This window comes from Actibacterium sp. MT2.3-13A (assembly GCF_018139985.1).
Taxonomy (GTDB): domain Bacteria; phylum Pseudomonadota; class Alphaproteobacteria; order Rhodobacterales; family Rhodobacteraceae; genus JAGSOU01.
Genome location: NZ_JAGSOU010000008.1, coordinates 158,424 through 173,363 on the forward strand (window position 1 = coordinate 158,424; position 14,940 = coordinate 173,363).

The 14,940-nt window shown below is 70.7% G+C and carries 12 protein-coding genes and 1 pseudogene; 3 read left to right on the plus strand and 10 right to left on the minus strand.

Features of this window, described 5'->3' with window-relative positions:
* Window positions 1-26 precede the first annotated feature (26 nt).
* Both KCI33_RS09520 and pdeM read left to right on the plus strand, forming a co-directional pair.
* On the plus strand, window positions 27-2,429 hold the full coding sequence (locus tag KCI33_RS09520) for a ligase-associated DNA damage response DEXH box helicase (RefSeq protein ID WP_212524549.1): 2,403 nt from the start codon (window positions 27-29) through the stop codon (window positions 2,427-2,429).
* 40 nt (window positions 2,430-2,469) lie between these two features.
* The gene (gene pdeM / locus KCI33_RS09525) at window positions 2,470-3,138 is read left to right on the plus strand and encodes a ligase-associated DNA damage response endonuclease PdeM (RefSeq protein WP_212524550.1); all 669 of its coding nucleotides are present in this window, start codon (window positions 2,470-2,472) and stop codon (window positions 3,136-3,138) included.
* Here pdeM and KCI33_RS09530 read toward each other — a convergent pair.
* Window positions 3,135-3,842, minus strand: a complete 708-nt coding sequence (locus KCI33_RS09530) for a LytTR family DNA-binding domain-containing protein (RefSeq protein WP_212524551.1) — start codon at window positions 3,840-3,842, stop codon at window positions 3,135-3,137. The two genes, pdeM and KCI33_RS09530, sit on opposite strands and share 4 nt — an antisense overlap.
* Before the next feature lie 196 nt (window positions 3,843-4,038).
* Here KCI33_RS09530 and KCI33_RS09535 point away from each other — a divergent pair, with 196 nt between their 5' ends.
* Window positions 4,039-4,476 carry a PaaI family thioesterase gene (locus tag KCI33_RS09535; protein ID WP_212524552.1) on the plus strand — a complete coding sequence of 146 codons (438 nt, stop codon included), beginning with the start codon at window positions 4,039-4,041 and terminating at the stop codon, window positions 4,474-4,476.
* On the opposite strand, the gene folD is transcribed toward KCI33_RS09535, so the two are convergent.
* From folD to KCI33_RS09580, 9 genes and pseudogenes are all read right to left on the minus strand, one after another.
* Window positions 4,473-5,375, minus strand: a complete 903-nt coding sequence (folD, locus tag KCI33_RS09540) for a bifunctional methylenetetrahydrofolate dehydrogenase/methenyltetrahydrofolate cyclohydrolase FolD (protein ID WP_212524553.1) — start codon at window positions 5,373-5,375, stop codon at window positions 4,473-4,475. The two genes, KCI33_RS09535 and folD, sit on opposite strands and share 4 nt — an antisense overlap.
* A gap of 93 nt (window positions 5,376-5,468) precedes the next feature.
* The gene (locus KCI33_RS09545) at window positions 5,469-7,145 is read right to left on the minus strand and encodes a formate--tetrahydrofolate ligase (RefSeq protein WP_212524554.1); all 1,677 of its coding nucleotides are present in this window, start codon (window positions 7,143-7,145) and stop codon (window positions 5,469-5,471) included.
* A 144-nt stretch (window positions 7,146-7,289) separates the two neighbouring features.
* Window positions 7,290-7,891: pseudogene (locus KCI33_RS09550) on the minus strand (MOSC domain-containing protein).
* A 246-nt stretch (window positions 7,892-8,137) separates the two neighbouring features.
* Window positions 8,138-10,051 (minus strand): ATP-dependent zinc metalloprotease FtsH, encoded by a 1,914-nt coding sequence (ftsH, locus tag KCI33_RS09555; RefSeq protein ID WP_212524555.1) that lies wholly within the window; start codon window positions 10,049-10,051, stop codon window positions 8,138-8,140.
* 74 nt (window positions 10,052-10,125) lie between these two features.
* The gene (gene tilS / locus KCI33_RS09560) at window positions 10,126-11,352 is read right to left on the minus strand and encodes a tRNA lysidine(34) synthetase TilS (protein WP_212524556.1); all 1,227 of its coding nucleotides are present in this window, start codon (window positions 11,350-11,352) and stop codon (window positions 10,126-10,128) included.
* Window positions 11,349-12,167, minus strand: a complete 819-nt coding sequence (gene ybgF / locus KCI33_RS09565; protein WP_212524567.1) for a tol-pal system protein YbgF — start codon at window positions 12,165-12,167, stop codon at window positions 11,349-11,351. Before ybgF ends, tilS begins: the two co-directional genes overlap by 4 nt.
* A 29-nt stretch (window positions 12,168-12,196) precedes the next feature.
* Window positions 12,197-12,700: a peptidoglycan-associated lipoprotein Pal gene (gene pal, locus KCI33_RS09570; RefSeq protein ID WP_212524557.1), complete on the minus strand. Its 504-nt coding sequence runs from the start codon at window positions 12,698-12,700 to the stop codon at window positions 12,197-12,199.
* A gap of 76 nt (window positions 12,701-12,776) precedes the next feature.
* Window positions 12,777-14,102, minus strand: coding sequence for a Tol-Pal system beta propeller repeat protein TolB (gene tolB, locus KCI33_RS09575; protein ID WP_212524558.1), 1,326 nt, complete (start codon window positions 14,100-14,102; stop codon window positions 12,777-12,779).
* Window positions 14,099-14,940, minus strand: an 842-nt coding sequence (locus KCI33_RS09580; RefSeq protein ID WP_212524559.1) for an energy transducer TonB, incomplete at its 5' end; no start/stop codon positions are given. The genes tolB and KCI33_RS09580, both read right to left, overlap by 4 nt.

Genomic DNA, 14,940 nt, shown 5'->3' on the forward strand with positions numbered 1-14,940 from the left:
CGCCGCCGGCGCCCTAGATTGGGCGTATGGCCCCGCTTCCTGCCTCTTTCCAGGACTGGTTCGCCCGTCGCGGCTGGACCGTCCATCCGCACCAGCGGGACATGCTGGCGCGCGCCAAGGCGCCCGCGCTGCTGCTGATCGCCCCCACGGGCGGCGGCAAGACGCTTGCAGGATTCCTGCCCTCCCTCGTCGATCTGGCCGAGAATCCTCATCCGGGATTGCACACGCTCTACATCTCGCCGCTCAAGGCGCTGGCCGCCGACATCCGCCGCAACCTGCGCGCCCCGGTCGAGGAGATAGGCCTGCCCATCCGCATCGAGGACCGCACCGGCGATACGCCGGCCAGTCGCCGCAAGCGCCAGCGCGCCGACCCGCCCCACATCCTGCTGACCACGCCCGAGAGCCTCGCGCTGCTCCTGTCCTACGAGGATGCGCCGCGCGTCTTCGCCGGGTTGAAACGGGTGATCGTGGACGAGATCCACGCGCTGGCGGAAAGCAAACGCGGGGATCAGCTGATGCTGGGGCTGGCGCGGCTGCAGCGCCTCTGCCCGGGCCTGCGCCGCGTCGGCCTGTCGGCCACGGTCGAGGACCCGCCGGCGCTGGCCCGTTTCCTCGCCCCGCATCCCGGCCCCTGCGAGATCCTGACCGCCGACCCCGGCTCCGCCCCCGACATCGCCATGCTGGAAACCGGGGCGCCCCCGCCCTGGGCCGGCGGCGGCGGGCGCTACGCGATCCCGGCGATCCTCGATCAGGTGCGGCGCCACCGCACCACGCTGATCTTCCACAACACCCGCGCCCAGGCCGAGATCTTTTTTCACGATCTCTGGCTGGCCAACGACGCGGGGCTGCCGATCGGCATCCACCACGGCTCGCTCGCCCGCGAGGCGCGCGAGAGGGTCGAGGCCGCGATGACACGGGGGGAATTGCGCGCCGTGGTCTGCACCGGCAGCCTCGATCTCGGCATCGACTGGGGCGACGTGGACCTGGTGATCCAGGTCGGCGCGCCCAAGAACGTCAAGCGGCTGGTGCAGAGGATCGGGCGGGCCAACCACCGTTACAACGCGCCCTCCAAGGCGCTGCTGGTGCCCGCGAACCGCTTCGAGGTGGTGGAATGCGTGGCCGCCCTTGAGGCCGCGCGCGCCGGCGAACTGGACGGCGCGCCGCGCAGCCCCGGCCCGCGCGACGTGCTCTGCCAGCATATCCTTGCCACCGCCGCCGCCGGCCCCTTCGAGGCCGACGCGCTTCATGCCGAAGTCACCGGCGCCGGCCCCTACGCGGCCCTGACGCGCGCACAATTCGACGCCTGCCTCGATTTCGCGGCCACCGGCGGTTATGCCCTGCGCGCCTATGACCGCTACCAGCGGCTGTTGCACCGCGAGGGCAAATGGCAACTGCGCGACCCGCGCAGCGCGGCGCAGATCCGCATGAACCTCGGCACCATCGTCGATACCGAAACCCTGAAGGTGCGGCTCAGAAACGGCCGCGGCGGCACGCCGCTGGGCGAGGTCGAGGAGGGCTTTGCCGCGACGCTGACGGCCGGCGACACCTTCCTCATCGGCGGGCAGGTGGTGCGCTACGAAGGGCTGCGCGAGATGACGGTCGAGGTCACCCGCCACGCCGACAGGACGCCGCGCGTCGCGACCTACATGGGCACGAAATTCGCCACCTCGACCCAGCTTTCCGACCGCATCCTCGCCATGTTCCGGCAGGGCGACTGGCCCGCCCTGCCCCGCCACACCGCCGACTGGCTGGCCCTGCAACGCGACCTTTCGCACCTGCCCGGGCGCGAACGCCTGCTGGTGGAGACCTTCCCGCACGAGGGGCGCGCGCATCTGGTCGCCTACGGCTTTGCCGGGCGCAACGCGCAGCAGACGCTGGGCCTGCTCCTGACCCAGCAGATGGAGCGCGCGGGGCTGCACCCGCTGGGCTTCGTCGCCACCGATTACGCCACGCTGATCTGGGGGCTGGACGAGGTCGCCGACCCCGCGCCGCTGTTCGAGACCGAGACCCTGCGCGAGGGTTTCGCCGACTGGCTGGCCGGTAACGCGGTGATGAAGCGGACCTTCCGCAGCTCGGCGGTGATCGCCGGGCTGATCGACAGGGTGACGCCGGGGCGGCGCAAGACCGGGCGGCAGGCGACGTTTTCGTCGGACATCCTCTATGACACCCTGCGCAAATACGACCCCGGCCACCTGATGCTGGAGATCACCCGCGAGGAGGCGCTGAAGGGCCTCGTGGATTTCGGCCGGCTGGAGGAGATGCTGGCACGCACCAACGGCCGGATCACCCACGCCCGCCTGCCCCGCGTCAGCCCGCTGGCCGCGCCGCTGTTCCTCGAGGTCGGCCGGGTGCCGGTGAAGGGCGCCGGCGAGGAACGGCTGATGGCCGAGGCGGCCGCGCGGCTGATGGCCGAGGCCGGGCTGACCTGACCCTCTTGCATTCCGCGCCGCGGCGCGTCACGGACGACGCATGAACGGATACGATTTCACCCTGGCCGGCGCCGCGCTCACCGCGCGGGCCTCGGGCGCGCTGTGGTGGCCCGCCGAAGGGCTGCTGGCGGTCTCCGACCTGCATCTGGGCAAATCCGAGCGTCTGGCCCGCCGCGGCGGCGCGCTCCTGCCGCCCTATGAGGTGCGCGAGACGCTGGCCCGCCTGGCCGCCGAGATCGCGGCCACCGAGCCGCGCACGGTTCTGTGCCTCGGCGACAGTTTCGACGATGTCGCCGCGGCCGACGGCCTCGATCCCGCCGACAGGGCCGCGCTGTCGCGCCTGATGGCGGGGCGGCGCTGGATCTGGGCGGAGGGCAACCACGACCCCGGCCCGGTGGAGCTCGGCGGCACGCATCTGGCCGAATTCCGCCTCCGCGCGCTGAGCTTCCGCCACATCGCGACGCCCGGCGCGCGCGGCGAGGTCTCGGGCCATTACCACCCCAAGGCGCGGCTTTCCCTGCGCGGGCAGGCGATCTCGCGCCCGTGCTTCCTGATCGACGCGGATCGGGTGATCCTGCCCGCCTTCGGCGCCTATACCGGCGGGCTGCGCAGCGACGACCCGGTGCTGGAGGGGCTGATGGGGCCGCAGGCCGTCGCGGTTCTGACCGGCCCGGCGGCGCGGGCCATCCCGATGCCCCGTCGGCGCTAGGCCAGCCCGCGCGCGGCCACGGCGCCGCGGTATTGCCGGCTCACCGGCACGCGCGCGCCATCCGACAGGACCAGCAGAAGCCGCCCCTTGTCCGCCTCGCGCCCGCGAATCTCCGACAGCGCCACCCAATGCGAGCGGTGCACCCTGAGCCCCTCGATCCCGTCCAGCTCGGCAATGGCGTCGCGGAACCGCATCAGCAGGCGCTGCGCGCCGCGATCGGTGACCACCTCCACATAGTGATCTGACACCGCCAGCCGGATGACCCGCCCGCGCCGCCCCGGTTCCAGCCGTTCCAGCAGGCGCGGCGCCGGGTCGCGGACGGGCGGCGGCGGCTCCAGCACCCGACGCATCGCGGTCGTGCCGATCGAGGCGGTGAAGATGATCGCCATGATCTCCGAGCGCTGCGGCGCGACCCCGGTCGCGTCGCCGATCATCCACAAGGTGAGCTGGCGCAGCGGCTCCACCAGAAGGACCGACAGCGCCCCCGCCACCGCCAGCGCGACTGTCCAGGCCCCGTGGCCCGACAGCCAGCGCCGCAGCAGGACGCGCAGCAGACTGCCGACGACAATCGCGAAACCCGTCATTCCGGCCCAGTAGACGACCCGTTCGGGCAGCGCGAGGCTCTGATAGGTGCCGAATGGCCCGGCCAGGGCCACGGCGAGGGAGATCAGCCCCCAGGCCGTCAGGGTCCACGGCCGCAGCAATAGCGCCCTCAATTCCTGTAAAATGCCCGTCATACGGCCTTTAAAACTTACTTTTTCAATCGTCGTTCGCAGCGACCGGCAGGTCCACTTTCCCGCAGCCGCGCCGCATGTTTCAATGGCGTTCGAGGGGGTTTGCCCGATCACGTCGCGGAAAGCAAGCAGCCCCTCCCCCAGACCCGGCAGGAGACCCCTCGGCATGACACACAGCCCCCGCAACCCGGCCTATCCCGAAATCGTTAAGGAAAGCTTTTCGCGCCAGGGGCTGATGCGCACCCTCGGCGCCGAGATCGCCGAGATCGCGCCGGGGCGCTGCACGATCACCGCCCCGATCCGCCCGGAAACCGCCCAGCAGCACGGCTTTGCCCATGCGGGCACCACTTTCGCCATCGGCGACAGCGCCTGTGGCTACGCCGCGCTCAGCCTTCAGGCGCCCGGGATCGAGGTGCTGACCAGCGAGATGAAGATCCACCTTCTTGCGCCCGCCACCGGCGCGCGCCTGGTGGCCCGCGGCGAGGTTCTGCGCGCGGGCCGCCGGCTGGTGGTCGCCCGCGCCGACGTCTTCGCCGAGACCGGCGAGGACAGCCGCCACGTCGCCACGCTCCTGGGCACGATCGTGCCCGTGCCGGCCGGTTAGGCGGTCAGCCCCTCGGGCTCGGCCAGGCCATGGGCCCGGCAACAGGCGGTCAGGGTGTTGGCCAGCAGGCAGGCGATGGTCATCGGCCCCACCCCGCCCGGCACCGGGGTGATGGCCCCCGCCACGGCGCTGGCCGCAGCGAAATCCACGTCGCCCACCAGCCGGGTCTTGCCCGCGCCCTTCTCCGGGGCGGGCACCCGGTTGATGCCCACGTCGATCACCGTGGCGCCCGGCTTGATCCAGTCCCCCTTGACCATCTCCGGCCGGCCCACGGCGGCGACCAGGATATCGGCGCGCCGGCAGACGGCCTCGAGATCGCGGGTGCGCGAATGCGCGATGGTCACCGTGCAGCTGTCGCGCAGCAGAAGCTGCGCCATCGGCTTGCCCACGATGTTCGACCGCCCCAGCACCACCGCTTCCATCCCCGACAACGAGCCGTGATGGTCGCGCAGCATCATCAGGCAGCCCAGCGGCGTGCAGGGCACCATGGCCTTCTGTCCCGTGGCCAGCAGACCGACGTTCGAAATGTGAAAGCCATCGACATCCTTGGCCGGGTCGATCGCGTTGATCACGAGATCCGAGTTCAGATGAGCCGGCAGCGGCAATTGCACGAGAATCCCGTGAACTTCGGGATCGGCGTTCAACGTCGCGATCAGCGCCAGCAGTTCCGCCTCCGAGGTCTCTGCCGGCAGCTTGTGTTCGAATGAGGCCATTCCGGCCTCCAGCGTCTGCTTGCCCTTGTTGCGGACATAGACCTCGCTGGCCGGATCCTCCCCGACCAGCACCACCGCCAGCCCGGGGGTGACCCCATGCGCCGCCTTCAGGCGCGCCACCTGCTCGCCCACCCGGGCCCGCACATCCGCCGCAAAGGCCTTGCCGTCGATGATCTGTGCCGTCATGTCGCGCGCTTCCTTCTTCCTGCTGGCCGCAAATATCCCCGCCGGAGGCATCACCGCCGGGCCGGGCTCGATGCCCGGCCCGGCGGTTCCCCCTTAAAACAGTCCCTCGATCTGGCCAAGGTCATTCAGCATGATCGCCTCGGCCGAAGGCCGCCGCGGCAGGCCCGGCATGGTCATGATCTCGCCGCAGATCACCACAATGAAGCCGGCCCCGGCGCTCAGCCGCACTTCGCGGATGGGCACGCCATGCCCGGTCGGCGCGCCGCGCAGGTTGGGATCGGTCGAGAACGAATACTGCGTCTTGGCCATGCAGACCGGCAGGTGGCCATAGCCCGCCTCCTCCCAGGCGCGCAGCTGGTCGCGGATCTTCTTGTCGGCCAGCACTTCGCTGGCGCGATAGATCCGGGTGGCGACGGTCTCGATCTTTTCGAACAGGCCCATCTCGTCGGGATAGAGCGGCGCGAAATTCGCCGTCTCGGCATCGGCGATCTCGGCCACGCGGGTGGCAAGCTCGGTGATCCCGGCCGAGCCCTTCTCCCAGTGCTTGCACAGGATCGCCTCCGAGCCCATCGAGGCGACGTAATCCTTCACCGCCTGGACCTCGGCCTCGGTGTCGGTGACGAAATGGTTGATCGCCACCACCACCGGCACGCCGAAGGATTTCACGTTCTCGATATGCCGGCCGAGGTTGGGGCAGCCGGCCGTCACCGCCGCCACGTTCTCTTGGCCCAGGTCGGCCTTGGCCACGCCGCCGTTCATCTTCATCGCGCGCACGGTGGCCACGATCACCACCGCCGAGGGCGCCAGCCCGGCCTTGCGGCACTTGATGTTCATGAACTTCTCGGCGCCCAGGTCCGCGCCGAAGCCCGCCTCGGTCACCACATAGTCGGCCAGTTTCAGCGCCGTGGTGGTAGCCACGACCGAGTTGCAGCCATGCGCGATGTTGGCGAACGGGCCGCCGTGCACGAAGGCCGGGTTGTTCTCCAGCGTCTGCACCAGGTTGGGCTGCATCGCGTCCTTCAACAGCACGGTCATCGCGCCGTCGGCCTTGATGTCACGGCAATAGATCGGGCTGCGGTCGCGCCGGTAGGCCACGATGATGTCGCCCAGCCGGCGCTGCAGATCCTCCAGATCGTTGGCCAGGCACAGGATCGCCATGACCTCGGAGGCCACCGTGATGTCGAACCCGGTCTGCCGCGGGAAGCCGTTGGCCACGCCGCCGAGGCTGGTCACGATGTCGCGCAGCGCCCGGTCGTTCATGTCCAGCACCCTTCGCCAGGTCACCCGGCGCTCGTCGATCTCCAGCTCGTTGCCCCAGTAGATGTGGTTGTCGATCATCGCCGCCAGCAGGTTGTGGGCGCTGGTGATGGCGTGGAAATCGCCGGTGAAATGCAGGTTCATGTCCTCCATCGGCACCACCTGGGCATAGCCGCCCCCCGCGGCCCCGCCCTTCATCCCGAAACACGGACCGAGGCTGGCCTCGCGAATGCAGATGGCGGCCCTTTTGCCGATGGCGTTCAGCCCGTCGCCCAGCCCCACCGTGGTGGTGGTCTTGCCCTCGCCCGCGGGGGTCGGGTTGATGGCGGTCACCAGGATCAGCTTGCCGTTCTTCCGGCCCCGCACCGATTTGATGAATTCGGCGCTGACCTTGGCCTTGTCATGGCCGAAGGGCAGCAGGTGCTCGGAGGGGATGTCCAGCTTGGCGCCGATCTCCTGGATCGGTTTCTTGCTGGCTTCGCGGGCGATTTCGATATCGGTCTTGTAGGCCATTGCGCAATCCTTGGCTTGAACGCGGGTTGTCTTGTCACCGCCTATAGCGGCAGGCGGAATATCGCACGGGGGCGTTTCCGACATTTCCACCCCCGGAATCGTCCTGCCCGGCACCCCATGCGAAACCGCATGGGGACCAGGGGCTCAGCCGGCCCGTGCGGCATCGGCATGGGCCCAGGCGGGCTGATCGGGAACATGCAGGCGCAGCCGGTCGCCGGGGCGCAGGACGCCCTCGCGCTCGACCCAGGCGGTCACGCCGCGCCGGCCCTTCGCGCGGCCGCCTTGAACGCGGCCCCCGCGCCGGGCAGGTGCTGCTCGATCACGCGGGCAGGCAGGTTGCAGGGACGGTTTTCCATGTCGATGACCAGCGTCGCGCCGTCCGGCCCTTGCAGCCGCGACGCGGGCGGGACGCGGGTGAAATCGGGAATCCCCTCGACAACGACCGAGGCGCCCAGCCACGCGGGGTCGAGCCGCTCCACCCCCATCTCCGCGGCAATGGCGGACAGCTCCTCGGCGCTCAGGATCGACAGCTGACGGGTGTTGCGGATCTCGGTGCCGCGCGGATGCTGCGCGACCACGCGCGAGCAGGAGGGCCGCGTCAGACCGCCATGCGCCTCGCCCGAGACGCCGGCGAAGCCCAGCGCCATCTCGTGCAGCGGCTCTGCGGCCAGCGTGTGCTCGCGATCCGACACCCGGCCCAGCCAGGTGATCTTCGCGGTGAAATCGGTGGGTTTCAGGGCGGGCATGGCACCTCCTTTTCCGGGGCGCAGCCTGCCCGCTGGCGCGCGCGGGCACAAGCCCTCGGAAGCTGAGGTTGTGGAAAAGGCGACGGCCGGGCGGACCGGCCGCGACCACAGAGGACCGCAAGCGTTCCGGCCGCACCTGATGACGCAGCATCAAGCGCCGATCTCCTCGCCCTTCCGCGCCGCGCCAAAAGAAAAACGCCGCCCGGGCACGGGGCCGGGCGGCGTTCGATCTGCACGGCAGGCCGATCAGGCCGAAGGTTCGGGCTCGATCCCGGCTTCGGGCTTGCGCGGCTTGGTCTTCGGGATCGCCGTGACCGAGGGCGCGCTGCCGCTGGCCGGGGGCGTCTCGTCGTCGTCGCCGCGGTTCAGCGGCTCGCCCGCGATCACCTTGCCGATCTCGGCGCCGGTCAGGGTCTCGTATTCCAGCAGGCCCTGCGCCAGGCGCTCCCATTCGGAGTTCTTCTCGGTCAGGATACGCTTGGCGGTCTCGTAGCCTTCCTCGACCAGACGACGAACCTCATCGTCGATCTTCTCCTGCGTCTCGGGCGAGATGTTCGACTGCCCCTGGTAGCTGCCCAGGTAGGACTGCTGCTCGTTGGCGTAGTCAATATTGCCCAGCGCGTCGGAGAAGCCGAACTGCGTGACCATCGCGCGCGCGATCCGCGTCACCTGCTGGATATCGCTGGCCGCGCCCGAGGTGACGTTCTCCTTGCCGAATTTCAGTTCCTCGGCCACCTTGCCGCCCATCGCCATGGCGATCTTGGACTTGTACTTGGTGTAGCTCACGCTGAGCTGGTCGCGCTCGGGCAGCGACAGCACCAGGCCCAGCGCGCGGCCGCGCGGGATGATGGTCGCCTTGTGCACCGGATCATGCTGCGGCACGTTCAGGCCGACGATGGCGTGGCCCGCCTCGTGATAGGCGGTCAGCTTCTTCTCGTCCTCGGTCATGACCATCGAGCGGCGCTCCGCCCCCATCATGACCTTGTCCTTGGCGTTCTCGAAATCCTCCATCGTGACGAAGCGCCGGCCGATGCGCGCAGCCATCAGCGCCGCCTCGTTGACCAGGTTCGCCAGATCCGCGCCCGAGAAGCCCGGCGTGCCGCGCGCGATGATGCGCAGGTCCACGTCGGGGCCCAGCGGCACCTTGCGGGCATGCACGCCCAGGATCTTCTCGCGGCCCTTGATGTCGGGGTTCGGCACCTGCACCTGCCGGTCGAAGCGGCCCGGGCGCAGCAGCGCGGGGTCCAGCACGTCGGGGCGGTTGGTGGCGGCCACGATGATGATGCCCTCGTTGGCCTCGAACCCGTCCATCTCGACCAGCAGCTGGTTCAGCGTCTGCTCGCGCTCGTCATTGCCGCCGCCATAGCCCACGCCGCGCGAGCGGCCCACGGCGTCGATCTCGTCGATGAAGACGATGCAGGGCGCGTTCTTCTTCGCCTGCTCGAACATGTCGCGCACGCGGCTGGCGCCCACGCCCACGAACATCTCGACGAAATCGGAGCCCGAGATGGTGAAGAAGGGCACGCCCGCCTCCCCCGCGATGGCGCGCGCCAGCAGCGTCTTGCCGGTGCCCGGAGGGCCCACCAGCAGCGCACCCTTGGGGATCTTGCCGCCGAGGCGCGAGAATTTCTGCGGGTTGCGGAGGAATTCGACAATCTCCTCCAGCTCTTCCTTGGCCTCGTCGATGCCGGCCACGTCGTCGAAGGTGACCCGGCCCTGCTTTTCGGTCAGCAGCTTGGCCTTGGACTTGCCGAAGCCCATCGCGCCGCCGCGCCCGCCGCCCTGCATGCGGTTCATCAGGAAGATCCAGATGCCGATCAGGATGAGGAAGGGCAGCAGCGTGCCGACATAGGCCAGCAGGCCGTTCTGCTCCTGCGGCTCGGCCTTGACCTGGACGTCCTTCGCGATCAGCCGGTCGGTGACATCGCTGCCGCCGGGGATGATCGTGGTGTAGCTCGACCCGTCATTGCCGCGCACCAGCGCGCGTTCGCCGTCCAGCGTGACCTGCGCCACCTCGCCCGATTCCACGCTGGCGAGGAACTCGGAATAGGTGATCTCGCGCGACGACATCGTCGACGGACCCCCGCTGAAGAGGTTGAACAAGGCCAGGATCAAAAGAAAGAGCACGACCCAGAAGGCGATATTTCTCGCGTTGCCCAATGTGTTCTCCTTGGATTGCGGCGGACGCGCCGTTGCGCGGCCTTTGGCATAAAATAGGGATCAGGGCCAAAGGTTCAATGCGATATAACACGAGCAAGCGGGCTGTCGTGCGGGACGGAAAGAACCGCGCGCCAGTTTTCGCCCATCCCGGCCAGCGGCGCGGCCACCAGACGATCGCCGTCCCAGACCGCGGGGGTGGCCAGAAGCGTCCCCCGCGGCAACCCGGAGGCGCGCGGATCGGGGCATTGCGCCAGCCCCTCCGGGCCCAGCGCGCGGATCTCCAGCCCCGGTGTTTCCGGCCCATCCAGCCGCCAGCGCCCGTCCCAGCGGCCCGGCGCGGGGGCGCGGGTCCCGGCCACGGCGTTGTATTCGCGGGCGATGCGAAGCCGCCCCCTCGCGGGCCGCACGAGGCAGCCGTGAACGGTGGCGGGGCGCGCGGCGGCGATGTCCGCCATCAGCCGCGCCAGCGCCGCGCGGCGGGGACCGTAGTCGGCCGAGGCCACCCAGCGCAGCGCCTGCGCCAGAAAGCGGCGCCGGATCTCGGCCGGCTCTGCGGCCAGCGCCGCGGCGTCGATCACGACGTCGCCCGCCTCGACCCGCGCGTGGCCCTCGACCAGCGCGGACACCTGCGCCTCCAGCGCCGCGCGCGCCTCGGCCATCTGCGCCGCGACCCGGGCCAGCGTGCCCGCCCCGATGCCCAGCGGGGCCAGCGCCGCCAACGCCTGGCGCGCCCTGACGCGCTCGAACCGTGGGTTCTCGTTCGACGGATCCTCGACCCAGGACAGCCCGCGCGCGCGCAGGTAGTCGCGCAGTTCCTGACGGCGATGCGCCAGCACGGGCCGCAGCCAGGTCAGCCCCTGCGAGCGGGTCTCGGCGGCCATGCCCGACAGGCCGTCGACACCGGCCTCGCGCGCCAGCCGCATCAGAAAGGTTTCAGCCTGGTCATCGGCGGTGTGGGCCAGCGCGACATGGGTGATCCCCAGCGGCGCGGCCCAGTCCGCGATCAGCCGGCGGCGGGCGCGGCGGGCGCTGTCCTGCAGGTTGCCCTGCCCGTCCCAGTGCCAGCGCAGCACGTCATGCGGCATGCCGAGGCCCGCGCAGATTTCGCCCACCAGCGCCGCCTCGCGCGCGGCCTCGGGGCGCAGCCCGTGATCGACCGTGACCGCCCGCAGCGGGCCGTGGGCGGCCAGCAGGTGCAGCAGCGCCATCGAATCGCCGCCCCCCGACACCGCCACGCCCAGCGCGCCGGGCGCGAGGCCGCGGACCGCTTGTGCGACGCTCTCGGAAAGGCTGGCGCTCAAAGGCAGCCCAGCGCGCCGCGCGCGGCCTCGGCCTGCGCCGCGGCCTCGGAGCCGGGGAAGCGCACGCCGACCTCGCCGAGGGTCACGCAGGCCTCCTGCGTCTGGCCCAGCTCGCCCAGCACCGCGCCCAGCCGGTAGAGCGCCTGCGGCGCGTGCGGCCCGTCGGGCGCGCCGGAGAAGCTTTGCAGATAGGCCCGCGCCGCCGCCGGCGTGTCGCCCAGCGCGGACAGCGCCTCGCCGCGCAGGAAATGCGCCTCGCCGCTCAGCGGGCCGCCGGGATAGGTCTCGGTGAAGGCGGCGAAGAGATCGGCGGCCTCCTGATGGTTCCCGGCCTCGAGCGCGGTCTTGGCCGCGTCGAAATCGTCCTGCTCGGACATCGCCAACTCGGCCTCGCCGGGCAGGGGCGCGGACGCGGGCTCGGGCGTCAGGGCCATGCCCTCGCCGCCCAGCGTGGTGGTCTCGCCCAGCTTGCTGACGTCGCCGCCCTCAAGCTCGACCAGACGGAATTCCAGATCGCCGATGCGGTTGGTGCCGTCGCGCACGATCCGATTGATGCGGAATTCCAGCTCCTCGGTCTTGGCGGTCAGGTGCTGAAGGGCGGCCTCGATGGCATCGACGCGCTGCAGCGTCGTGCCGCCGCTGACGCCGGGGTCGGCGAGGCCCGTGGTCGAAAGCTCGCGCTTCAGGCGCTGCACCTCGACATAGAGCATCGACATCTCCTGCCGGATATCGGCCAGCGTCTCGGCCCGCGACTGCGCGTTGACCGGCCCCGCCAGCGCCACGCACAGCCCGATGATGATCCCTGCCGTCCGCATCCGCATCGGCCGCCCCTTTCCTTGTGTCCTTACGCCCCCGCCCCGGCGGTGATCACGGTCACCGCGCGGCGGTTCTTGGCATAGCATGCCTCGGCCGAGCAGATCTCGATCGGGCGCTCCTTGCCGTAGCTGACGGTGCGCAGCCGCGCCGGAGAAACGCCGCGCGACACCAGGAACTCCTGCACCGAGGCCGCGCGCCGCGCGCCCAGCGCGAGGTTGTATTCGCGCGTGCCCTGCTCGTCGGCGTGGCCTTCGATGATGGCGCTGTATTCGGGGTTGTCCATCAGCCAGTTGGCCTGGGCCAGAAGCGTGCCGCGCGCCTCGTCGGAAAGCGTGCTTTCATCCACCGCGAACAACACCCGGTCGCCGATGGTCTGCTGGAAATAGGCCGCCGAGCGCGGATCCTCAGGGCTGCCGGCGGCGAAGCTGTCGGCGCCGGCAGCCGGGCCGCCGCGGCCATATTGCCCGGGGTCGGTGCAGGCCGTCACGCCCAGCGCGCAGGCCACCAGCAGGAATTTCGTGAAAGGGGTCATCGCAACAATCCTTGTTGTCTTTGTTGGCTCGATCCGCCGCAGCATACCAGCCGCGGCGCGGTTTGGAAACGTGCCCTCACGGCAGAAGCGGAGACCAGGCCGGGTCCGAGGCCCCGCCCTGCACCGCCACCCGCCGCAGGTTGCGCCCGGTGATGTCCACCGAGTAGAGCGCCGAACTGCCCGCCGCCCCCGGCGTCTCGCGCGAGAACATGATGACGCGGCCGTTCGGCGACCAGGTCGGCCCCTCGTCGAGGAAGGAGGCGGTCAGCAGCCGCTCCTCCGAGCCGTCGGTCCGCATCACGCCGATGTGGAACCGCCCCTGGTGCTGCTTGGTGAAGGCGATCAGATCGCCGCGCGGCGACCAGACCGGCGTGCCGTAGCGGCCCTGGCCGAAGCTGATCCGCCGCGCCTCGCCGCCGCCTACCGGCATGATGTAGAGTTGCTGCGTGCCCGAGCGGTCGCTTTCGAACACGATCTGGCTGCCATCTGGCGAGAAGCTCGGCGCGGTCTCGATCGAGGGCGAGGAGGTCAGCCGCTGCCGCGCCCCCGAACCGAGGTCGAGGCTGAACAGGTCGGTGTTGCCGCCCTGGGTCAGCGAGAAGACCACCGTCCGCCCATCCGGCGCGAAGCGCGGCGCGAAGCTCATGGTGCCGGGCTGGTCCTCCAGCGCGCGGCGCCCGGCGCTGGCCACGTCGAGCAGATAGATCCGCGGGAAGCCGGTCTCGTAGCTGGTGTAGAGCACCCGGTCGCCGGTGGGCGAGAAGCGCGGCGCCAGCACGATCGAGGCGGCATCGGTCAGATACTGCATGTTCGCGCCGTCGTAATCCATGATCGCCAGCCGCTTCTGGCGGGCGTCCTTTGGCCCGGTCTCGGCGACGAAGACCACCCGGCTGTCGAAATAGCCGCCCTCGCCGGTGATGCGCCGGTAGACCTGGTCGGCCACCTTGTGCGCCACCCGCCGCCACGCGCCCGTGGTGCCGCCGAATTGCAGCCCGTCGCCCAGCGGCGCCTCGGAGAACACGTCGAAGAGGCGGAACTTGACCACCAGCCGGTCGCCGCTGACCGACACCGCGCCGGTGACCAGCGCCTGCGCGTTGATCGCCTTCCAGTCGGCATATTGCACCGGGCTGTCGAAGCTGGTGATCTGGCTGATGAAGGCATCGCGGGAAATCTCGCGGAACAGACCCGTGCCGGCAAGGTCGGCCGCGATCACCCGGCTGATCTCGCGGGCGTATTGCTGGGCCTCGGCGCTTTCGGCGACGAAGTCCGGCGCGGCGAAGGGCAAGGGTTCGATCACGCCCTCGTCGATCACGATCCTGAGCGGGCCGGTCTGCGCCAGCGCCGGCAAGGCGGGCAGCGCCAGCCCGAGGGCCAGCAGGAGGGTCATCAGTCGCGCAATCATTTGATCCTCATCTTCTCCGGGTTGAATGTCATTTCGATGTCACGCCAGTGCTCGTATTTCTCGACCGGCAGGTCGTAGCCCTGCGCGCCGCAGCGCACGATCGCCCGGCGCGCAGATTCAAAGGTCTGCAGGGCGGCCGCCTCCGCCCCCCCACTGTAGGAGATCATGCGGATTGTCTCCAGCCGCGGTTTTCCGTCCTCCTGCATGGAGACGGCCACAACCACCGACGTGCGCAGCGCCTCCGTCGAGAGGGAGCCGACGTTCCAGCAGCGCGACACGGCCACGCGCAGCGCGTCGGTCTCGCCGCGGGTCATCGGCGGGCCGGAGGGCGCGGCGCCGATCCCGGCGGTCTCGGGCGCGCCGCCGCCCAGCGCCTCGGCCAGCGCGTCGGCGATGGCGGCGGCGGGCGGCGCGGCGGGTTCTGCCGGGACGGCAGGTTTGGCCGGCGTGGCGGTCTTCGCCGGGGCGGCGGGCGCGGCAGGGCGCGCGGGCCGGTCGGGGCGCGCAAGCGGGCGGGCCGAGGCCAGCGGCGCCAGCGTCTTCCTCTCGTCCTTCTCGGCCTCGGTGACGATCTCGGTCGTGGCCTCCTCCGGCGCGGCGGCGGGCTCGGCCGGGGCCTCGGGCGCGGCATCGGGGCTGGGCGTGGCGCTTTCGGTCACCGCCTCGGCGATCGCGGCATCGGGCGGCGGCGGGGCGGCGGGCGTGGGCGCGACGCGGGTGCTGGGGCGCGGCGGGGTCGGCGCGCGCAGCAGCGCGGTGCCCGGCGTCTCGGCGGGGGGCACGGGGGCGACGGGCGGCGCATCGCTGACCTCCGCCTCCGGGGCGGGGGCGGGCGGCT